The sequence below is a fragment of the Caenimonas koreensis DSM 17982 genome (genome assembly GCF_009646335.1).
In the GTDB taxonomy this organism is placed as follows: domain Bacteria; phylum Pseudomonadota; class Gammaproteobacteria; order Burkholderiales; family Burkholderiaceae_C; genus Ramlibacter; species Ramlibacter koreensis.
Map to the genome: position 1 here is coordinate 1 of NZ_WJBU01000032.1, position 21,404 is coordinate 21,404.

Genomic DNA, 21,404 nt, shown 5'->3' on the forward strand with positions numbered 1-21,404 from the left:
ATACCCGTTTACAAAGCGAACAGGAAAGTCAATGAAATCAACGGTCTACCCAGACCACCCCCGCGCCAGTGCTAGCTTTGCGTACCGTCACTTATTGCACTGAAAACGAGGAGACCCCGGCGAGCGCCGGGTCCGCACGTTGGGGCTGGCCTCGGCGGTACGCCGATTCAACGAGAAGGCCGTGCCCGGACTTGGCGGCATCTGGTTCGGCAAGCAGGCGCTGCTTGCCTGCCTGGGCCTCGAACTCGCCCAGCGCATCCGGCAGGCAAGAGGTCGGGTCAGCAATGTCGAATGTGCCAATGCTGTGGAGGCACTCGGCTGCTGGCTAGGGCTCTCGGCGAGAGGCTGGAGCCCCGAGGCGCGCCTGCGTGGCAGCCAGAAGCTCAAGCGCGACGACCCGATGGAGTTTGCGAGGGTGCGGCGGCGCAGCTTCTACGTGAGCCAGCCGATGCGCATGGCTACGACGCTCGCACTACCTGCGCTGGGCCTTGCCGAAGGCACGCAGTTGAGGTTCAACGCCTACACCCTTACGGATGCCGGCAGAGATTTCATCCAGGCCGCTTGCAATGGCTACAGGCCGGGCAAGCGGGATCTCCTTGACTACTTGCAGCGCTGGACCGAGGGCCGGGAGGACGTCGATTCGGGGAGCCTGTCACGCGCGCTGTCGCCTTGCGAGCCCTTGCCCAGGGAAGGGCAGGCGCAGTTGCGGGACCGGCTGCAATTCGGTGCGGCCGGCGAGGCTGCCGAAAGCCGCCAGCGCCGGCGCGCCGCGCTGGCCTGGGTGGAGCGCATGCGCCAGCAGCCCGCCCGTGCGGACTGGCAGGCTGCGCCTGAGGGAATCTTGCCCGAGCACTGGCTGGACATGAAGGCGGGCGCCGCGCTGTTCGCGGCCCGCGATGCCGCACTTGCGCTGCTGGACCTGCTGGAGCTTTCCGTGGCGACTGCGGGGCGTGAGACATGGCGAATCGGGAACGTCTCGCCCGCGGCGAACGCGGCCATCGAGCAACTGCGCGACCGATCGCGCGGATTTCTGGAACTGAAACACGGCGACCCTGACGCCGAGCTCTTCTGCCGAAGCTGCGCGCAGGCGAGCGACGCGGCCGTCATCGCGTTTCTTGTCGATCGGGACGGGCGTGTTCTCAGGCGAAGGGGCGATGAGATCTATCCCGGCTTCGCTTTTCGGCGCAGGACGGAGGCCGCAGACCCGACCCCTGCCGCCGAAGAGCCGGATGCGCAGGCCGGGCCGACTCCGGAGGCGGGCAGCGCACTGCAGTGGCCGGCGCAGATATCGCATCGCATCCACAACATCTTCCTGCTCAACGTCGACCTCCATGGGCAGCTGTCCGATTGGCTGGCGCGAGGGGCAAACACGGAGGCCCCGGCATGACCCGGCCTTCACTCGTGCGACTGTTCGAGGCACCGGAAGGCCACGACCCACTCTTTGCCTGGGTTTGCGGCTACAGCGCAGACGCGCTGTGCATCAACGACATGGCCGAGCGTTTCACCGGCGCGACGGCCGATCTTCGCGCTGCCGCTGGGCACATCCGGATGGGCCTGATACTCGATCCGGGCAATGTGCAACTGCCGCTGGCGGATATTCCGGGCGTTGCACATCTGCCAATGCTCGCCGCCTTGCAGGAGCCGCGGGCCTTCGCGCTGATGCACGCCAAGATCGCGTTGATGGGGTTTCGCGACCATGAAGACCCTGCGCGTTGGCGGCTGCGTCTCGTCGTGTCGACGGGGAACTGGACCACCGAGACGCTGGAGAGCAGCCTGGATCTCGCATGGACGATCGAGCTCTCCAGCAGTGAGATCAACACTGCGGACGGAGATGTTCAGCAGCGCTGCGCGGATATCTCGGCTGCGGCCGACCTGATGTCCTGGCTGCGTGAAAGATACGACACGCAGCTGCTTCTGGCGCCATCCAGGGGGGAGCCGGGAGAGACGGCACAGGCGATCGATCTTGTCGATACCTGGATCGTGCTTTGTACGAAAGCCGTGGGCGACAAGCGCCCCCGGTTTTTCGACAGCCGCCGCGATTCGCTGCACAAGCAGATTCCCGCCCTGGTGAAAGGGCATGCACAGCCGAAGAGGCGGCAGCATCTCATCATGGGTTCCGGCTTCTACGAAGGCGGCGGCGACGGCGCGCTGCCGTCTGTTCCCGCGAGCATCGTTGAGCAGCTGGTGCAGGAAGGCCTCCTGACAGCGTCGGCGGCGGTGACGCTTGTGGTCAATCCTTCGGGATGCCAGGCCGTGGCGCTCTCGATGAAGGCGATTCACAAGGCGGGATGGACAGTCCGGCCGCCTGGCCGCCCCGCGAGCCTCTATGGCAGTGACAGTCGGCGCGAACTGCATGCCAAGTTCCTGTTCAGCTGCAATTCGCAGGAAGGTTCCGGCCGGTGCACCAGCGGCTGGGTCTACCTCGGCTCCGGCAACCTGACGCAGCCTGGATTCACGCGGCGCGCAGGCGCGGCGGGCAATCTGGAGGCGGGCGTTGTCTTTGCGACGGGCGAGATGCGCTGGCAACCTGAGGTGAAGGTGGGCCGAGGCAAGGGCATGCTGGTCACCCACGTAGAGCCCGGTGTCCTCTATGTGACCGAAACGCTGCCGTACCAGGAACTCGAACTGCTGACGCCCGACAAGCCGCCGGCGGCAGGGGACGACATGCCTGAGCGCGAGGCCGCCTGGCTGGCGCCCCCTGTGCCCTGGTTGCAATGGGAGGCCTTGCCTGGGCAAGAGGAGGGTCGCCTTCGCGCCCCTGGCCCCATTCCCGTCGGCTGTGAACTGCTGGACTCCACGGGTGCCCCTTGCGCCCGTGACGGTGATGCCTGGCGGTGGCCGGCCGCGTTGCCCCGGCAGGTCGCCCTGCAATGGCTGGATGACGAGGGTGTGCGGCGCCGGGCGCTCATCCCCGTGCAAGACGGGTGGGGCCGCATGGCTGCGACCCCGCTCGGGACACTCTCGCTCGGCGAGGTCGCGCGGCGGCTCGATGCTTTCCCGCTCAGCATGGTGGAGGACGATGACGACGAGGGTGGCGCTGGCGACAACGCCGCCTTGATCCTGAACGCAGAGTCGCCAAGGACTACACGCCCGGCCAATGCGATCCGCGAAATGCTGGCGCAGATCGAGGCCATCGCTTCGCGACAGGCCACCATCGCCGAAAGCGACTGGAAGGCCTGGTGCTTGCGGCTCGAGCAATCGCTGGTGCAGGCAGGCGACAGCAGAGAGGTCGATGCCTTCGTGCAGCTCAAGCTCAACCCTCTGCCCGCATTGCGCTCGCAAGGTTTCGTGCCTGCCTATGCGAGCGCGGCCGACAGCGAAAGCCACCGGAGGTTGCAAGCTGCGCTGCAACGGGTCGCGCAGGCCTGGGGCATGGAGGGGTTCGCCGATTTGGGAGAGCATTCATGAGCGGGAAACAGCGATCGTTCGCAGGCTGGACCGCGGTGCGCCAGCGGCTGCAGGAGGCTGCCCGCGCGGAGCGCGATGCGCAAGCCCGGCAGCAACCAGGCGTGCGCGCCACGGGCTCGGCGCTCAACGAAGGCCAATGCCGTGCCGTCGAGGACATCGCGAGGGCGCTACCTGACAGCGGAATGCTCATCGCCGATGAAGTGGGCATGGGCAAGACGCGGATCGCGGTCACCGTGGCGCGCGCAGTCATCGAGTCGGGTGGCCGAGTCGCGGTGCTGGTGCCGCCGGGGCTCGGCTACCAGTGGGGAGCGGAACTGCGCGCGGGCGGCGTCGAATGCAAGTCGCTGCTGCGAAGCCTGAAGCAGTTCCTGGATGCCTGGAAGGAGCCGGAGAAGGACAAACCGGAGGAGGCGCGCTGCTGGCGAGAAGAGGACATCCTGCTCATCTCGCATGCATTCACCAACTGGCGCCTGGGAAGCAAGACAGATGCATGGCGGATTGGCCTGCTACCGGAACTCTATGCACAGTGGCGCAAGGTCAGGTATGGACGCAGCCCGAACGGATACAAGGCTGACACGCACCTGCGCACGCAGGCCGGTGAAGGCCGGCAGAGACGTCGGGAAGACAGGCGTTGCCGCAATGCGGCGGCCGATATCGTGGTAGCCGCAAACCCTGGCGGAAAAGGTGCCGCGCAGATGCGGCAGACGCTGGACGCGTTGATCGAGGGCAGTGCCTGGTCGGACATACTGGAGCGCGACTATTCCCAATCAGGCGACCTTCGTGCCTGGCTGGAGCAGTCCGTGGGCCTCGGGTTGGGGATATTCGACCTGGTCGTCGTCGATGAAGCACACAAGAGCCGCGGCGACGAGTCCGGCCTGCAGCGGCTGCTGGACACGGTGGTTCAAGGCAGGCAACCGGGCAGCGGCGGCGGCGTACGGCGGCTTTGCATGACTGCGACACCAATCGAGCTGAGCGCGAGCGACTGGGAGACGACGCTCAAGCGCCTTCAGGTGACGATGGATGCCGATGTCTCCCGCAAGATCGGCGTCTTCGAAAAGGCGACAGCCGATGTTCGCGCGCGGCCCAGCGATGCAGCCGCACGCGAGGCTTTCGCCCGCGCATCTGCCGATTTCCATCAGGCCTTGCACCCCTGGCTCATCCACCGCGACAAGCGCGAAACCGAATCCGTGCGGTATTTCCAGCGCAGAACGGGACTGCCCTTCCACGACTACCGGAGCTTCGAAGCCATTGCCGTGGAAGTCACGAATCTGCCTGTGCATTGGCGCCAGGCCATCTGCGCGGCGGAATCGCTGTCCTTGCTCGACACACGGCGAGCCGACTCGTCCTCCCAGGTGGGGCGGTTGCGCCTGACGATCGGCAATGGTCATGGATTGAACGCAATCCTCGACATGCACACCGAACCGCCGGGGGAGGAGGGCGACTTGTCGCACGGCGCATCGGCTGAGCCCTCTGCCGGTCCTTCACCCGATGCCTTGCGGGCCCGGCACTGGATGGGGGTGCTGAGGCAGGCGCTATCCGGCGGCCATGCGGCCTCGTTGCACAACCATCCGGCGTTGCTGGCTGCCGTCGAGGCCATAGAGTCGGTCGTCGAATCCCCGGGCGGACGCAACGAGAAGGTGTTGGTTTTCGGCCGCTTTACCGCACCGATGAATGCGCTCGTCGAACTGCTCAATGCGCGCCGAATGTTGCGCAACCTGGCGCTTGCGCGCCCCTGGCCGAAGACCACGCTCAGCAACGAGGAGTGGGCTGCCACCGAGGTGGCGCACGCACAGCTGCGCGGCCGGGAGCCGCTGAATGCGGCCGCGTGGTTGAGTGGCAAACTGCTCGAGCGCTCGCACATCGAGCAGGCGCTCAAGGAACATTACGACAGCTGGACCTCGCAGAAGGACCGCCTGCGCAAGTACCTCTTGCGGCGCATCGGTTCTGGTTTGGCGGAGAGTACGGCCAGCGCTCGCGTGCTCGGGCTGTTCGAGGTCTTTGCCGCCAGCGTCGGGAGCCGGTTTGACGAGAACTGGGACGAGAATCGTGACGAAGGTGCCGGCAGCACTGGCGACGAAAGCCTGAAGAGTGCGGCGGCCGTGCTCAACGCCATTCTGGAAACGCTCGGACCCGACGCAGAGACGCTGGGAGACCGCGCCTGGGCGGACGCATTTGTCGAACTCGTCGAGGCCGGCGGCGACCGCGATGACGAGAATCCCACGGGCGAAGGCGCCTTCGACCCCGAGGATGCTCGCCACGCCTGGCTGGAGATCGCTGCGCGGCTGCGTGACGAGTTCGGTGGGCGGCGTGCCACGTTCGCGCGCCTGATGGTCGGAAATACCCCGCACCCCACGCGCAGGCTGCTGCAGCAGGCCTTCAATCGCGGCGCCAGCGACCTGAGGGTGCTCGTTACCCAATCCATGGTGGGGCGGGAGGGCTTGAACCTTCATCGGGCCTGTCGCACGGTGGTGCTGTTGCATCCCGAATGGAACCCGGGGGTGGTCGAACAGCAGATCGGCCGGGTTGATCGCCTGGGAAGCTTGTGGGAGCAGATGCTGCCGACCGAAGATGCGCCACATCCGCCGGCCGGTGAGTGGCCCCGCATACGTGTGCTTTCGGTTGTCTTCAAGGGCACCTACGACGAGGAAAACTGGCGTGTCCTGCAAGGCCGATGGGACGACCTGCGGGCACAGTTGCACGGCATCGTGATTCCAGAATCGGCGCGAACGCAGGATCCCATGCTCGACGGCTACATCGACGAGATCAATGCCGCTGCGCCCAATTTCTCCCCGGTGGGAGGCTCGAATTGAAGATCGAAGCCATCGTGCTTCCAGAGCTCGAGGTTGAGGCGGCCAGGTGAGCGCTTAGGGTGCTGAAGCCTCCAGGGCAGTGTCTGGGCTTCTGCTCATAGACCACGGTCGAAGTACTAGTTGATTGCACGAGTGCGATTCCGTGGACTGCATCGCTCTCGGCCTTGTATCGCTTGCGATTGGATTGCGAGACCACGCTTCCTGCCAGAGTGCGCGTCACGCTTGCGGACTTTGGATTGTCGAGCGCTCGGGACGCTTTTTGCCTCGGTCTTCGCACCTGTCTGCGCGGTACTGCCAGTTTGGCGCAACGCAGAGCCGGCCAGCGATTCTTGAAGGGCGCTGGCAGAGTTACTTTGCAGGGTCCTTCCCGCAACAGAGGCAACTCGGTTTGATGTTTGCTTGGAGTTGGTCATGGAAATTCTCGCCACGATGCCGCTCCTCGCGTCGCGTTGGTGACTCAAGGTGGGACTGTATATTTGTACATAGATGCCGAGGCGCCCGCAAGTCCTTTCCCCATCCCTGTCCCATCGTCTGTCGCGAGGTTGAATGAGGCATACTGAGACTCTGCGAATAGATGGGATGATGGGCAATGCAGCGGACAACAGGGCGTGAGTCATGGTGATGCGCCGCGCGCCTTTGCCACAGCGTCCGTCCACTCCGTCAATCTCCAAGACCCGCTGATTCTTCAACGGGCTTTCCTTTTGGATTTCTACAAATGGCCAGATGGGGCTTCCTCCTGGCGATGAGCGCTCTTTGCCCAATTAATTTCAATTGATGTATATTTCAAAAATAATTGATTGCAAATGAAAGGAATCGATGTGAATCCTCTAGGTATTGTCGGGATCGGTTTCGTGGAATTTGGCGGGCTAGGGCAGGCGGAGATGGCCGGGTTGAACCGGTTGGGCTTTCAGCGTCAAGGATCGCCCGGTTCTGCCGAGATCTTGCAAAAGGGTGGGGTGCAGTTCGTCGCCAACAAGGCGGAGGGCAGCCTTGCTGCCGCATTCGGGGCCGAGCATGGCCCAGCGGTTGCCGCTTGGGCCATGCGTGTTGAAGACCCTGCGGGCGCACTCGACGCAGCGGTTGCGCGAGGGGCTAAGCCGTACTCGGCTCGGCATCGGCTCCTCGTCGACGTACCAACGGTTGAAGGCATTGGCGGCACGGCGATATATCTGGTCCCCAAGAACTTCGCGTTGGGGGGAGGTGCGATGTGCGCCGATGAGCCTGGATGCGCCATCGATCACTTGACGCACAACGTTGCCACGAACGCTTTCGACAAGTGGGTTTCGTTTTTCCGAAGCGTGTTCGGGTTCGACTTGGTCTGGGCGTTCGAGACCCGTGGCCAAGCGACAGGGTTTGCCACCAACGCACTTCGTTCGCCATGCGGCACATTCTGCCTCACCTTCAACAAGCCGGACGAGCCGAAGTCCCAAATCCAGGAGTTCCTGGATGTTCTGGGCGGGGAGGGAATCCAGCATATCGCGATTTCCACGAAGAATATCTATGACGAGGTTGCGCAACTGCGGTCGAACCGGATCGAATTTCTTCCGCTTCCTGCGGAGTACTACCGCGATGCGAAAAAGAAGGATCTAGCCAGAGCAGAAGACATCGCGAGGCTCGAATCGCTGGGAATCTATATCGACGGCGAGATGCACGATGAAAAGCCGCAGCTCTTGCTCCAGATCTTCACCAAGCAGACGATCGGCCCCATGTTTTTCGAGTTCATTCAGCGCAAGAACAATCGAGGCTTCGGCGAGGGCAACGGTCGCGCACTGTTCGAGGCGATGGAGCGGGATCAGTTCGAGCGAGGAGTGCTGAAATGAGCCAGCCACGGGTTAGTTTTCCTCTTGCACAGGGTACCTATTCCCGGCAGGCGCATGTCGCCGTTCCGCCGAACACGTTCGAGCGCGAACATGCCAGGGATGGATTCGCCGGCCCCGTCAGCCATCTCTATCACAGGCACGCGCCAACGTCCTGGACGTCTTGGGTGGGTCCACATCGGCCACGCCTGCTCGATCTGAACGAACTGCCGGGGGCCGACTCGCCATGGTCCGTTCGGCCGGTAGTTTTCAATTCACGCGGCTCCGTGCGCTTCTGGAAGCTAGCATCGTCGATGAAGACGTTGTGCCGCAATGCGGACGGAGACACATTGCTGCTCTTGCACCGGGGTGCCGGTCAACTGTTCTGCGACTATGGGCACCTGGAAATCCGGGAGGGCGATTTCCTGCTCATCCCCCGGGGAACCATGTGGCGTATCGAGACGAGCGGCTCGTGCGAATTCCTCATGGTTGAAACCGTAGGCGATCGCTTCACGGTTCCCGATCGCGGAATGCTCGGACAGCACGCTCAGTTCGACCCTGCGGTGCTCGACATACCGCAGTTGGACGCTGCCCATTTTGCCCAGGCCGACATGCCCGGGGAATGGCAGGTTCTCGGCAAGCGTGCGGGCACGACGTTTCAGGTGACGTATCCGCACAATCCACTGGACGTCGTGGGCTGGAAGGGAGACTTGTGCGTCTTGCGCCTGAATGTCGACCAGATCCGGCCGGTGGTTTCGCCGCGGTACCACCTGCCACCTTCGGTGCACACGACGTTCGTTAGCGAGCGGATTGCGATCTGCGCGTTCTGCCCAAGGCCACTGGAATCTGATCCGCAAGCCCAAAGAGTTCCTTTTTTCCATTCCAACGAAGACTACGACGAGCTCCTGTTTCTGCACCGCGGCAATTTCTTTAGCAAGGACCACCTGCGCGCGGGAATGATGACTTTCCATCCGTCGGGCTTTTCGCATGGGCCCGCGCCAAAGGCCTATCGTGTCGGTCAGCAGCGTTCGCGAGATCACACCGACGAGATCGGCATCAATATCGATTTTCGCGATCCGCTGGAGGTCGCCGATCTTTCTGCAGCGGTGGATATCCCCGACTACGCACTTTCCTGGACTGAATACAACGAAGGAGAAAAACGATGAGGCTGGCGACACTCAGAGACGGGACCAAGGATGGCGCACTGTGCGTCGTCAACAAGGCATTGACGTTGTTCTGCAAAGCGACTGAGATTGCAAACAGCCTTCAGCAGGCCATTGATCACTGGGAGCAGATCGCACCTCGACTGCAGGAGTTGGCCCTTGCGCTTGAGGCGGGCCGAGTTTCAGACACCCATGCTTTCGACCCTGTGGCGTTCATGGCTCCGTTGCCACGTGCATACGGTTGGGTGGATGCCGGTGGCTATATGAGCCATATGAAGCGGGCTCGTCAAGCTCGCGGTGCGGCGATGCCGGAAGGATGGGAAGTCGAACCGGCCATCTATCAAGGCTGTTCGGACTGCAATCTTGCCGGGAGCGATCCGATTTCCGGGAGCGCCGAATGGGGCGTCGATTTCGAATCGGAGCTCGCGGTGATCGTGGGCGATGTTCCCTCCGGATGCTCGTCGGCCGATGCTTCTGCGCACATTCGACTGATTGTCCTGTTGAACGATGTCACGTTGCGCAATCTGGTTCCGCGCGAGTTGTCCAAGGGTTTCGGCTTCTTCTGGAGCAAGCCTCCGAGTGCCTTTGCTCCCATTGCCATCACGGGAGACGAACTCGGTTCGGACTGGGTGGATGGCAAGGCCGTGTGCGAAGTCGTCTCGGCCGTCAATGGCATTCGACTGGGTAACCCGCAAGCAGGTGTCGATCAGCAGTTTGGATTTCCGAGAATCATCGAGCATGCGGCCAAGACGCGGCCACTGGTGGCGGGAACAATCGTAGGAGCCGGAACGGTGTCGAACTACGACGAAAAAAAGGGTGTTTCATGCCTTGTCGAACGGCGTCATATCGAAACGATTCAATCGGGGTCGCCGACCACCCCCTATCTGTCGATCGGCGACAGGGTTCACATCGAGGCGTTCGACCGGCAGGGAAAAAGCCTTTTCGGTCCGATTGACCAGGCCGTTCGGCAAGCGTAGGCATGCACGAACACTCGGTGGCGCAAGTAGCCCCTGCCACCGCCACTAACCAGGAAACTGAATGAAGACCCACATCATCGGTTGGGCGCACAGCCCTTTCGGACGCCTCGCCCAGGATAGTCTGGAGGCGCTGATCGCGTTGGTTGCTGAACCCGCGATTCGCAATAGCGGGCTGGAAGCCTCCGACATCGATGCCGTGTTCATCGGCGTATTCAACAACGGCTTCCAGAAGCAGGATTTTCCCTCTTCGCTGGTGCTGCAGGCCGTGCCGAGTCTCCGCTTCAAGGGCGCGACGCGGCTGGAAAACGCATGTGCCACTGGCTCCGCCGCCGTGTACGCGGCCATGAACTACATCGAGGCCGGGCGCGGACGTACGGCGCTCGTGATCGGCGCCGAGAAGATGACCGCACTCACGAATCAGCAGGTCGGCGAGGTTCTGCTCGGCGCTTCGTATCGGGCGGATCGAGAAGGAAGCGGATCGAGTGGCTTCGCCGGAGTCTTTGCCCAGATGGCGGAGGCGTATTTCGAGTTGTATGGCAATGCCTCCGACAGCCTGGCACGCATCGCCGCGAAAAACCATCGCAATGGTACTGCCAATCCCTTCGCGCAAATCCGAAAGGACTTCGGATACGAGTTCTGCAGGACGGTCTCCGACAGCAACCCTTATGTCGCTCAACCCCTGCGGCGCACCGATTGTTCGCCGATCTCCGACGGCGCCGCGGCGATCGTCCTTTCCGATGCGCACCTGGCCGCGGAGGCGAGGCGCGCGATCCGCTTCCGCGCAGCCGAACACTTGAATGACTTTCTGCCGTTGTCGCGCCGCGATCCCACCAAGCTGGAGGGCTGCCAGTTTGCTTGGCAAAGGGCCCTCGCGGCATCAAAACTGGCGCTGGACGATCTTGATTTCGTTGAAACCCACGATTGCTTCACGATCGCCGAATTGCTCGAGTACGAAGCCATGGGCCTCACCCCGATGGGACGCGGCAGGCAGGCTATCGAAGAGGGATGGGTGGAGAAGGGCGGCAAATTGCCTGTCAACCTGTCTGGGGGGCTGAAAGCGAAGGGGCACCCCATCGGGGCGACGGGCGTTTCCATGCACGCCCTCGCGGCAATGCAGCTCGCTGGCGAGGCCGGAGATATGCAACTTCCAGGCGCTTCGTTTGCGGGGGTCTTCAACATGGGCGGGGCCGGCGTGGCGAACTACGTATCCATTCTGGAGCGAAGCCATTAACCGATCGGACGCAATGCCTGCGTTTAGGGTAACTCCCATGATGTTAGTCATTTGCAATAATTGCAAATGAAATAGAATGGGTGGTCATCGGAAAGTCAACGTGTAATCCACGAAGGAGACAGACTATGTTCAATAGAACCAAGGCGGTTATCGCGACGGTTGCTACCTGCTTCATGTGCTTTGGCGCGCTCGCGCAAGACAAGAACGTGGCGCTACGGATCTCGACCTGGGTGCCGGCGCAGCAGCCTCTGAATCCGACGCTGCAGGCATGGGCGGACGACATCAAGAAGCAGTCCGGAGGGACGCTGACCTTCACACTTTTCCCCGCTGAGCAGCTGGGTAAGGCATTCGATCACTATGACATGGCCCGTGACGGAATTGCCGATATTACTTGGGTCAATCCAGGCTATCAGCCCGGTCGGTTCCCGATCATCGGCGCTGCTCAGCTACCGCTGTACATCTCCAATGCGAAGGCGGGGTCGGCGGCGATCAACGAGTGGTATCAGCAATATGCCGCGACGGAGATGAAGGATGTGCAGTTCTGCATGGCTTTCACGAGTGACCCTGCTGGCATGCATTCCCGCAAGAAGATCGTATTGCCCACGGATGTGAAGGGCATGAAGATTCGGCCGGCGAATGCGATGCTGGCCCAGTTCGTCACCACCCTCGGGGGGACAAATGTGCAGGCGTCCGCGCCGGAGTTACGCGACCTGCTGGAACGCGGAGTCGCCGACTCGGTGATGTTCCCTTGGGGTTCTGTTGTCTTGTTCGGCCTCGACAAGGTGGCCAAATACCACATCGACTTTCCGATGTTCGCTGCGCCGACCGTTCTCGTGATGAACAAGGAAAAGTACAAGTCGCTGTCGGTCAATCAGAAGAAAGCCATTGACGATCATTGCACAAGCACATGGGCAGAAAAAGTGGCTACGCCCTGGGCTGACTTCGAGGCGGCCGGCAAGCCGAAGGTCGCAGCCCAGGCGGGTCATGAGATTGTGGAGATGACCCCCGAGCAGGTGCAGATTTGGCGTACGGCCGCGCAGCCTGTAGAAGCTGCTTGGGCCGAAGGCGTGAAGAAGGTCGGCGGCGACCCCAAGCAGATCCTCGATTCGCTGAAGAAGACCCTTGCCAAGTACAAGTCGGCGCTCTGACACGACAGATACGCCAGCGCCTTGCTGGCGCAAAGCGCTCTCATGAAGAACAACTTCTCGGACCGATTTATCAATGCCATCGAGTCTCTCGCGGCGATCTTCGTCGGACTCGTTGCACTGAACATTTTCCTGAACGTTCTGCTGCGGAAGATTTTTTCAACATCCATACCGGACTCATACGATTTCGGCCGCATGCTGCTGGGCATTCTCATTTTCTGGGGAATTGCGGCGACCAGCTATCGCGGTGGTCACATCACGGTGGATCTTGTTTGGACGGCGGCAACACCGCGAATCAGGCGTGCGATCGATATCTTCGCGACTCTCGTACTCCTGTTTGTCGTGATCGTCCAGACGACGATGCTCTTCGACAAGGTGCGAGGAACGTACAACGATCGTGTGCTGACTTACGACATGAATATTCCCACGTGGCCGTTTTATGCAGTGGCGTGGGCAGGCGACGTGTGCGCCGTGCTGCTGATAGCGATCCGGACTTGGCGGCTCATGTTCAATCCTGAGTCCCTCGAGCATGGCACGGAGAGTTCTGAAAGCCAGGAGAACCATGGCTGAAACCGACTTGATCGCCATTCTTGGATTCGTCAGCCTATTCGCGTTGATGCTTCTGCGGGTCCCCGTGGGGATGGCGATGGGACTGGTTGGGATCACCGGATACAGCATGATTGTGGGTCCCGGTCCCGCGCTGAAACTCGTGGGGCAGACGTCAATGCGTACGGTGACCGAATACACGTTCGGTGTCATTCCCATGTTCATGCTCATGGGCGCGGTCGTTTCCGTTTCGGGCCTTGGCCGGGAACTCTTCAAAGCTGCGAATTCGATGATCGGGCATGTGCGCGGAGGATTGGGAGTCGCGACCGTATTGGCATGTGGTGGATTCGCCGCCATATGCGGTTCGTCGGTTGCCACCGCGGCAACGTTTTCCACCGTCGCTTATCCGGAGATGCGGAGGGCCGGGTATCCGCAGTCGTTCTCCGCAGGCGTGATCGCCGCCGGCGGTTCACTGGGCGCGATGTTGCCGCCCTCCACGGTGTTGGCAGTGTACGCCGTTCTGACGCAACAGGACGTCGGCAAGCTATTCATGGCGGGAATCCTGCCAGGCATTCTTGCCATGATTCTCTATGTGATAACTATCTTCTTGATCGTATTGATCAAACCCAAATGGCTGCCGCATAGTGAACCGCGGGCCTGGCGCGAACGCCTGGCGGATCTGTCCAATGTTTGGGCGCCGATCACCTTGTTCCTGTTCGTGATCGGCGGGCTGTATGGAGGGTTCTTCACACCTACCGAGGCCGGAGGGGTCGGTGCAAGCGGGGCGCTGATTCTCGGGGTTCTCCGCAGAAAGCTGAATATCGCCAAGATTCGTGAGGCACTTCTGTCGGCGACACGTACGGCGGCAGCCGTGTTTACCGTGCTGATCGGCGCATTGATGTTCGGTTACTTTCTGACGATCACGCAGACGCCCCAGAAGATCACGGTGTTCTTGACGAGCCTGGGAATCGGCTCTTACGGTGTTCTGATCCTCATTCTGCTGATGTACTTGGTGCTTGGATGTCTGATGGACGCCATGGCCATGATCATCCTGACGGTGCCGATCATCTACCCTGTCATCACGCAACTCGGTTTCGATCCAATATGGTTCGGGGTGATCGTCGTCATGACGGTTGAACTGGGATTGATTCATCCGCCCGTCGGGATGATTGTTTTCGTGATCAAGAGTGTTGTGCAAGATGTGAGTTTCACCACGATCTTCAAGGGCGTTCTGCCTTTTGTCGCCACCGACATCGTGCGTCTCGCTATCCTCATCAGCTTCCCCGCCATTGCGTTGTATTTGCCATCGCTCGTGCGCTGACACGCTGCGGAAAAGCATGGCTAGGAAAGGCGTCGTCTCATACCGGTTCGCTTCCTTTTTGCGGCTTCCGGGACATTGCCACTAACGGAGCGCACCGTATTTTCATGGACTCGATCCAGCAAGCTAGAAAGAACTTCGCGTTCGCGACCGGACAGTCCATCCAGAAGTTGTTCTTCAAGCTGCAACGCATAGGGAATGACTTCCTCGTACAACCGCTTCCCCGTGGCGCTCAACTCAAGCGACACCTTGCGCCGATCAAGCGCGTCTTCCTTGCGCAGCACGAGCCGTTTACGGTGAAGGTCGTTGACGGCGCGAGTCACTTGGACCACGTCCATCGCCGTCTCCGAGGCCACGCCTTTGCCGGACAGCGGTGCAAATTCGGCAAGCACGCAGATGACCCGCCACGCCGGCACGGAAATACCCCAACGCGTGTGGTAGACATGATGAAGCGAAATGCTGACCTCGTTGGCAATCCATGAAAACCTGTAAGGGAACCAGCGATGGAGCTGCAGCTTCGCTTCGCGGCCAGATTCATTGGTTTTGGTCACGGATACGGAGTTCGTCATGTGAGCACATCATACGGCCATCGCCGGTCCGCCAAAAGAGGACTAGCACTTTTTGCAGGGCACCCCCCCGGGGCGGGTCACTGCGTGCAGAGGACCTGCATCCTGAGGCCGACATTCTCGTCAAAGAGGTTTGAAAAAATTTCAATTGAAATGTTTTCTTGAGAATATTAGTATTCTACGGTTTCATTCATTCTTTGCTGCGCACTACGGTCATGAACATTTTCCTGATGCTGGATCGCACCGCCCGTCGCTGGCCTGATGCTCCAGCGGTGTATTTCGGACGTGAGCGGGTGCAGTCGTGGCACGACTTGTGGCGGCGCTCCCTATGTCTGGCCGCGGCGCTCCGGGAGCGGTGCGTGTCTCATTCACGCGTCGCGATCGTGACCGAGAATGCCCCCCAATATCTAGAAGTGATGTTCGGCACTTGGGCTGCGGAAGGCGCCATCGTGCCTGTCAACTACAAGCTTCACTCGAAAGAGGCGGCCCGCATTTTCGAGGATGCGGAGCCCTCACTGGTGATCGCGTCGGAGCGTCTGGCACCGGCAATTCGGAAGGAGTGCGGAAGCCGGCAAGTCGTCACCATCGGCTCGCCCGAGTATGAGGATCTCTTCTCCCGGGCGCCGGCAGACGTCCCTTCAACTGCCCCCGACCAGTTGGCGTGGCTGTTCTTCACAAGCGGTACCACTGGACGCAGCAAGGGAGCGATGCTTTCCCATCGCAACCTCGTCGCATTGACACTTGCGCATCTGGCGGATGTAGAGAAGCTGGATGAATCCTGCTCGCAGATTCATGCGGCACCGATGTCGCACGGCTCAGGGCTGTATATACCGGCCTATGTGGCAAGTGGTGCAAGGCAGGTCATCGCGACGGCAAGCAGCTTTGATGCGGAAGAGTTCCTCGCATTGTGCGGATTCCATCCGGGTTGCGGTGCGTTCCTCGCGCCCACGATGGTGCAGAGGTTGCGACTGGCGGCGCAGTCGAAGGGTGCTGTCCCCGCCGGTCTTCGCAGCATCGTCTACGGTGGCGGGCCGATGTACGTGGAAGAGCTGGTCAAGGATATCGCCGTACTCGGCCCGGTGTTCAGCCAGATCTATGGGCAAGGCGAATCGCCCATGACAATCACCGGCTTGCGCCGCGAAGACCATTTGACGGCGGACTCACGGATTCTCGGCTCGGTCGGTGTGCCGCGTACCGGTGTACAGCTTCGCGTCGTCGATTCGAACGACAACCCATTGCCTGCGGGGGAGATAGGCGAGATTGTCTGCCGCGGAGACGTTGTCATGTCGGGCTACTGGGGCAGTCCGGCGGCGACGGCTGAAACGCTTCGCAATGGGTGGCTTCACACGGGCGATATGGGGACGTTTGACGAGCGGGGCTACCTGACGCTGCGCGATCGCAGCAAGGATGTAGTGATCAGTGGCGGCACGAACATCTATCCTCGAGAAATCGAAGAATTGTTGCTGACCCATCCGGCGGTGCAGGAAGTCTCAGTGCTGGGCCAGCGCGACGACGAGTGGGGCGAGATCGTTGTTGCCTTTGTCGTCCCTGAAGTGGAAAGACAGATCACCGCCGAAGAACTCGATGCACACTGCCTGAGTTCGATCGCTCGCTTCAAGCGTCCGAAGCAGTACTACTTCGTGACTTCTCTTCCGAAGAATAGCTACGGAAAGGTCCTGAAGCGCGAACTGAAGGAGATGCTGGATTCAGGACATGTCCAGTAGCCTGGACCGAATCGGCCCTTCGTCTGCTGCTTCATGGTTTCACCTGCGTGAAACGCGGGAGGCCCTTCCTGTCGGGTGCTTCTTCTCGTGGATGCCCGCAAGGCGTAGTGCGATTACAAGCTGGCCAATCTGCTGCGGGATGGCGCCCCGCTCGGTTTCCCCTTCCACAAGCTGCTCGCTCATCACAAGGCGCACCATCAAGTCGCATATCAACTCCCTATCGAGTTTCACGCCCAGGCGCTGATCCCACGCATCGAACACAGGCGAGAGAAACACCTGAAAGCGTACAACGGCATCGCGAAAGATGCGTTTGAGGAATTTCAGCGCGAAGCCCGGGGCGACAAGAAGCATCCGCCGCGGGTTGCCATTTGCCAGATAGTCTTCGAGATAGCTCACCATCGTCGCGAGTCGCTCCTCGGGCGTGGTGCATGATTCGAGCGCCTCGGCGAGCATCTGGTAGAAGCTCTCGCGCTTGTATTCGGAGAATGCGTCGAGCAGATCCTCTTGAGAATCAAAATAGCGGTAAAAAGTGCCGCGCGACATGTCGGCGATTCTGCAGACGTCGAGAATCGAAATGCGCTCGGCTCCCGACTCAAGAATAATTCGCTCGGTCGCATCGAAGATCTTTTCCATTGTCTGCATCGATCGCTTGCTATTGGATCGACTGCGCGGAGTATGTTGCTCTGCAGACGGTGAGATCTTTCCGTGCAGGGGTTCGCGCGCCGCGCGTGGCGGCGTGAACGTCGCCCTGATTGCAGGTCGCGCGCCATTTCGGCGCCGTCCGGCAGCCGCAGGTGTCTTTCTCCGGGTCATGTATTCGAGCTTACTCGAACGACAACGCGCGGCGCGCCACATGAACCCAGCCCTTGGTAGCCCTTTGCTGCACGCCAGCCCGGCTGGTGATTACCCTTATATTGAAGTTGAACATATTTATTGAATGTGTTCAATTTATTCCTGAAAATATGCTTGTGAACAAACCGCCTTACAGGAGACAACCCATGAACCTCGATGACCTCATCTTCGTCAGCGTGGACGACCACGCGATTGAGCCGCCCAATGCCTTTACGCCACACATGGCGGCGAAGTACAAGGGACGCGAACCCAGGATCGTGGAGCGAAGCGGCCGGGACGTGTGGGTCTTTGAAGAAACGGCAAGCGGCTACATGGGCTTGAATTCGGTGGTTGGCCGCCCGAAGGAGGAGTACGGCATGGAGCCCCTCGGATATGCGCACATGCGGCGTGGCACGTGGGACGTCGGCGCGCGTGTCGAAGACATGAATGCGAACGGCGTGCTCGGTTCCATGTGCTTTCCGACTTTCCCGGGCTTTGCCGGTCAACGCCTTCAGCACTACGCCGACCGAGGTGTTTCGCTTGCCGCGATCCGTGCCTACAACGACTGGCATTTGCACGACTGGTGCAACGCCGCTATGGGCCGTTTCATTCCGCTGATGATTGTGCCGTGGTGGGATGCACAGGCGGCGGCCGACGAAGTCGAGCGGATGGCAAAGCAGGGCGTTCGTGCGCTATCGTTTTCCGACAATCCGACCGTTCACGGCTATCCGTCAATCCACAACGGGCATTGGGATCCCGTTTGGAAAGCGTGCGCGGACAATGATGTGGTGATCTGCTGTCATATCGGCACGGGGGGGAATGCTGGGCACGCGTCGGACGAATCACCGATCGACGCGTGGATCGCCACCATGCCGATCTCGATCGCCAATTCTGCCGCCGATTGGATTTGGGCGCCGATGTGGAAGAAGTATCCGAATCTGCGCATGGTGCTGTCCGAAGGCGGTATCGGGTGGATTCCCTATCTCATGGAGCGGGCGGACTTCACCCATCGGCACCACTCGGCGTGGACGATGTCGAGCTTCGGTGGCCAGAGGCCAAGCGACGTGTTCAAAAAGCACATCATGACTTGCTTCATCGAGGATGAGTTCGGACTAAAGAATCTCGATTCCATCAATGTCGACAACGTCGCTTGGGAATGTGACTATCCCCATTCCGACTGCACGTGGCCGAAATCGCCCGAAGTCTTCTGGCAGCAGGCCAGCAATCAGAAACTGTCCGACGCGGCGATCGACAAGATCACGCATTTGAATGCAATGCGCAACTTCGGGTACGACCCTTTCACCCGATTCGGGCGAGAGAACTGCACGGTCGGTGCATTGCGCGAGAAGGCCAAGCATGTCAAGACGGAACCTCAATTGGGTATGGGTGGCGCCGCACCCAAGCGCGACCCAAACAAGCCGGTGACTTCGGGCGATATCAATCGCATGTTCGCCTCAGCCGATGCGGCGGCGACGCTCTGACCCTTCTGATGAAAGAAAGATCATGATCCAATTCGCATCCCGCGGGGACAACGAACACAAACCCAGGCATTTCATTCGCGTGAGTGAAAGCGCTTACCTGCTGACCGCGGAAAACGACACAAACACGGGCATGGTCATCACGCCCAATGAAGTGATGGTGATAGACACCAAAGCCACACCGTTCATGGCGGAGGAGATCAACCAGTATGCGCGCACGGTGAGCGACAAGCCGATCAAGTATGTCGTGCTCACGCATTACCATGCGGCGCGGGCACTAGGCGCGCCCGCGCACCATCCGCAGCAGATCATCGCCAGCAAAGGAAGTTGGGAGCTCTTGAAAGAGCGGGGAGAACAGGATTTCAAGAGCGAGATTGAACGCTTGCCGCGCCTTTTCACACGCGCGGATACCATCAAGGGTATGGTCTGGCCGACGTTGGTGTTTGAGAAGGAACTGACGGTATGGATGGATGGCGTAGAGGTGCGGATCTGCCACGTCGGCAAGGGACATACCAAAGGGGACACGATTGTCTGGCTGCCCGGAGAGAAAGTCCTTTTCACCGGTGACCTCGTGGAGCAGGGTGCGACACCCTATTGCGGCGACGCCTACATCACCGAATGGCCCGACACGCTCAAGGCACTTCTCGCGTTTGCACCGGAAAAGCTAGTCCCGGGCCGCGGGATGCCGATGACCACGCCCGAGGACATCAAGCGGCTCATCGGGGCGCAGGAGGAGTTCGTCGTTGCCTTGCGAGACAACGTCGCGCAAGGCATCGCGAACGGATACGCATTGAAGCGGATCTTTGACGATACCTACGCTTCGCTCAAGCCGAAGTACGGTCACCTATCCATCTTCGAGCACTGCCAATCGTTCAATGTTTCGCGCTGCTACGACGAGTTGACGGGCATCCGGGATCCTCGTATCTGGACGGCCGAGCGCGATCTCGAAATGTGGAACGCGTTGCGCGGATCGTAGCCGCGGCGGTTGCGATTCCCCGGGCGGATGATATCGGGGCGGGGTGGAGTCGCGGTACTCGAAAGCGCGGCATGTCGCGGATGCATGGATACTTGCTGGCCGCTGAAGGGCCGAGTGCTGCCGGTGGCGGCTGCTCGGCGGTTCGCGAGAGGCGGGCGCATCGGCGCGACGCCTATTCAGCGACGATCTTCTTCGCCACGATCAGCTTCTTCCACACGTCGAGTTCCTTCGCTGCGAGCGCCGTGGTCTCGGCGGCGCCGAGCAGGTAGACGTTCGAGCCGGTCTGCTCGACGCGGCCGCGCATGTCGGGCGTGGCGATGGCTGCGGTGAAGCCCTTGCGCAGCGTCTCGACGATTGCCGGCGGCGTGCCCGCGGCAACCCAGACGCTGTGCCAGCCTTCGACTTCATAGCCCGGCACCACCTCCAGCAGGGGCCGGACATTGGGCAGTGGCGCCAGTACCTGGCGTGACGTGACGGCAAGGGCCTTGAGTTTGCCGCCCTGGATCAGCGACACGGCCGATCCGAGCGGTTCCATCTTCAGGTCGACCTGGCCACCCATGACTTCGGCGATGCCGGTGCCTTTGAAGGGCACGTGCAGCATGCTGATGCCGGCTTCCTGCTCCAGCAGCGCACCGCCCAGATGCGCGGCGCTGCCGTTGCCGGTGGACGCATACGAGAACTTGCCCGGCGAGGCCTTGGCCAGCGCGATCAGTTCCTTCGCGTTGTTGGCCGGGAAGTCGGCGCGTGCCACCCACACATAGGCATTGGAGATCAACGTGCAAACCGGCTGGAGGTCGGCCGGCGCGAAGGGCATGCTGGTGCCCAGCGCGGGAATCATGGTGAAGATCGGGTTCAGGCCCCAGAGTACGGTGTAGCCGTCCTTGGGCGCGCGCACCACGCGGTCCGCGCCGACGATGCCGCCCGCGCCCGGAACGTTCTCGATCACGAGCGACTGGCCCAGTTCGCGCGCGGCCGCTATCGACATCAGCCGCGCAAAGGTATCGGCACCGCCGCCGGGGCCGCTCGGCACGATGATGCGGATCGGCCGGTTCGGGAAAGCCTGCGCGTGCAGCGCGGGCGCGCCCATCACGGCAGCGCCGGCGCCCATCAGCTTGAGCGACGCGCGGCGCGTCATGCGGTTGTCGATGTTCATGTCCTGTCTCCTGTTCATATCGTCGATTGCGTGATTGATTGATTGATCAGTTCGTGTCGCCGTTCTTCCTGGCGTGGAGCGCGAGCGCGATCAGTGCCGACTCGGCGCGCAGATCGGGCGCGCCTTCGGCAAGCATCTGCTTGGCCAGTGCGATCGCGGCGAACGGGGTCTCCTCGTTTTCAGTGCAATAAGTGACGGTACGCAAAGCTAGCACTGGCGCGGGGGTGGTCTGGGTAGACCGTTGATTTCATTGACTTTCCTGTTCGCTTTGTAAACGGGTAT

General features: G+C 61.1%; 17 protein-coding genes. 13 read left to right on the forward strand and 4 right to left on the reverse strand.

Annotation, left to right across the window (positions count from 1 at the left end; all coding sequences use genetic code 11):
• The first annotated feature begins 181 nt into the window (after positions 1 to 181).
• From GHT07_RS20940 to GHT07_RS20985, 10 genes are all read left to right on the forward strand, one after another.
• On the forward strand, positions 182 to 1,387 hold the full coding sequence (locus tag GHT07_RS20940; protein ID WP_153587037.1) for a hypothetical protein: 1,206 nt from the start codon (positions 182 to 184) through the stop codon (positions 1,385 to 1,387).
• 14 nt (positions 1,388 to 1,401) lie between these two features.
• Positions 1,402 to 3,408: a phospholipase D-like domain-containing protein gene (locus tag GHT07_RS20945; protein WP_153587038.1), complete on the forward strand. Its 2,007-nt coding sequence runs from the start codon at positions 1,402 to 1,404 to the stop codon at positions 3,406 to 3,408.
• Positions 3,405 to 6,218: a DEAD/DEAH box helicase gene (locus GHT07_RS20950; protein WP_153587039.1), complete on the forward strand. Its 2,814-nt coding sequence runs from the start codon at positions 3,405 to 3,407 to the stop codon at positions 6,216 to 6,218. Before GHT07_RS20945 ends, GHT07_RS20950 begins: the two co-directional genes overlap by 4 nt.
• Positions 6,219 to 7,021: 803 nt before the next feature.
• On the forward strand, positions 7,022 to 8,038 hold the full coding sequence (locus GHT07_RS20955; RefSeq protein WP_153587040.1) for a 4-hydroxyphenylpyruvate dioxygenase family protein: 1,017 nt from the start codon (positions 7,022 to 7,024) through the stop codon (positions 8,036 to 8,038).
• The gene (locus GHT07_RS20960) at positions 8,035 to 9,180 is read left to right on the forward strand and encodes a homogentisate 1,2-dioxygenase (protein WP_153587041.1); all 1,146 of its coding nucleotides are present in this window, start codon (positions 8,035 to 8,037) and stop codon (positions 9,178 to 9,180) included. The genes GHT07_RS20955 and GHT07_RS20960 overlap by 4 nt, the downstream gene beginning before the upstream one ends.
• The gene (locus GHT07_RS20965; RefSeq protein WP_153587042.1) at positions 9,177 to 10,154 is read left to right on the forward strand and encodes a fumarylacetoacetate hydrolase family protein; all 978 of its coding nucleotides are present in this window, start codon (positions 9,177 to 9,179) and stop codon (positions 10,152 to 10,154) included. The genes GHT07_RS20960 and GHT07_RS20965 overlap by 4 nt, the downstream gene beginning before the upstream one ends.
• Before the next feature lie 61 nt (positions 10,155 to 10,215).
• Complete coding sequence (locus GHT07_RS20970; RefSeq protein WP_153587043.1) at positions 10,216 to 11,385, forward strand: acetyl-CoA acetyltransferase; 1,170 nt, start codon at positions 10,216 to 10,218, stop codon at positions 11,383 to 11,385.
• A 125-nt stretch (positions 11,386 to 11,510) separates the two neighbouring features.
• A complete protein-coding gene (locus GHT07_RS20975; RefSeq protein WP_153587044.1) occupies positions 11,511 to 12,533 on the forward strand; it encodes a TRAP transporter substrate-binding protein in 1,023 nt (340 codons plus the stop codon).
• 42 nt (positions 12,534 to 12,575) lie between these two features.
• Positions 12,576 to 13,100, forward strand: coding sequence for a TRAP transporter small permease (locus GHT07_RS20980; protein ID WP_153587045.1), 525 nt, complete (start codon positions 12,576 to 12,578; stop codon positions 13,098 to 13,100).
• Complete coding sequence (locus GHT07_RS20985; protein WP_153587046.1) at positions 13,093 to 14,397, forward strand: TRAP transporter large permease; 1,305 nt, start codon at positions 13,093 to 13,095, stop codon at positions 14,395 to 14,397. Before GHT07_RS20980 ends, GHT07_RS20985 begins: the two co-directional genes overlap by 8 nt.
• Before the next feature lie 20 nt (positions 14,398 to 14,417).
• On the opposite strand, the gene GHT07_RS20990 is transcribed toward GHT07_RS20985, so the two are convergent.
• Positions 14,418 to 14,963, reverse strand: a complete 546-nt coding sequence (locus GHT07_RS20990; protein WP_153587047.1) for a MarR family winged helix-turn-helix transcriptional regulator — start codon at positions 14,961 to 14,963, stop codon at positions 14,418 to 14,420.
• 212 nt (positions 14,964 to 15,175) lie between these two features.
• Between GHT07_RS20990 and GHT07_RS20995 the strand changes: the two genes are divergently transcribed.
• Positions 15,176 to 16,684, forward strand: a complete 1,509-nt coding sequence (locus GHT07_RS20995; protein ID WP_153587048.1) for an AMP-binding protein — start codon at positions 15,176 to 15,178, stop codon at positions 16,682 to 16,684.
• A gap of 39 nt (positions 16,685 to 16,723) precedes the next feature.
• On the opposite strand, the gene GHT07_RS21000 is transcribed toward GHT07_RS20995, so the two are convergent.
• The gene (locus tag GHT07_RS21000) at positions 16,724 to 17,317 is read right to left on the reverse strand and encodes a TetR/AcrR family transcriptional regulator (RefSeq protein WP_228488474.1); all 594 of its coding nucleotides are present in this window, start codon (positions 17,315 to 17,317) and stop codon (positions 16,724 to 16,726) included.
• Positions 17,318 to 17,682: 365 nt separating this feature from the next.
• On the opposite strand from GHT07_RS21000, the gene GHT07_RS21005 reads away from it, so the two are divergent.
• Together GHT07_RS21005 and GHT07_RS21010 are read left to right on the forward strand one after the other, a co-directional pair.
• Positions 17,683 to 18,996, forward strand: coding sequence for an amidohydrolase family protein (locus GHT07_RS21005; protein ID WP_153587050.1), 1,314 nt, complete (start codon positions 17,683 to 17,685; stop codon positions 18,994 to 18,996).
• A gap of 19 nt (positions 18,997 to 19,015) precedes the next feature.
• Positions 19,016 to 19,969 carry an MBL fold metallo-hydrolase gene (locus GHT07_RS21010; protein WP_323741049.1) on the forward strand — a complete coding sequence of 318 codons (954 nt, stop codon included), beginning with the start codon at positions 19,016 to 19,018 and terminating at the stop codon, positions 19,967 to 19,969.
• A 172-nt stretch (positions 19,970 to 20,141) separates the two neighbouring features.
• Here the strand turns inward: GHT07_RS21010 and GHT07_RS21015 are convergent, their stop codons facing one another.
• Complete coding sequence (locus GHT07_RS21015) at positions 20,142 to 21,122, reverse strand: Bug family tripartite tricarboxylate transporter substrate binding protein (protein WP_194793007.1); 981 nt, start codon at positions 21,120 to 21,122, stop codon at positions 20,142 to 20,144.
• A gap of 46 nt (positions 21,123 to 21,168) precedes the next feature.
• On the reverse strand, positions 21,169 to 21,327 hold the full coding sequence (locus tag GHT07_RS21020; protein WP_153587053.1) for a hypothetical protein: 159 nt from the start codon (positions 21,325 to 21,327) through the stop codon (positions 21,169 to 21,171).
• Positions 21,328 to 21,404: the final 77 nt, after the last annotated feature.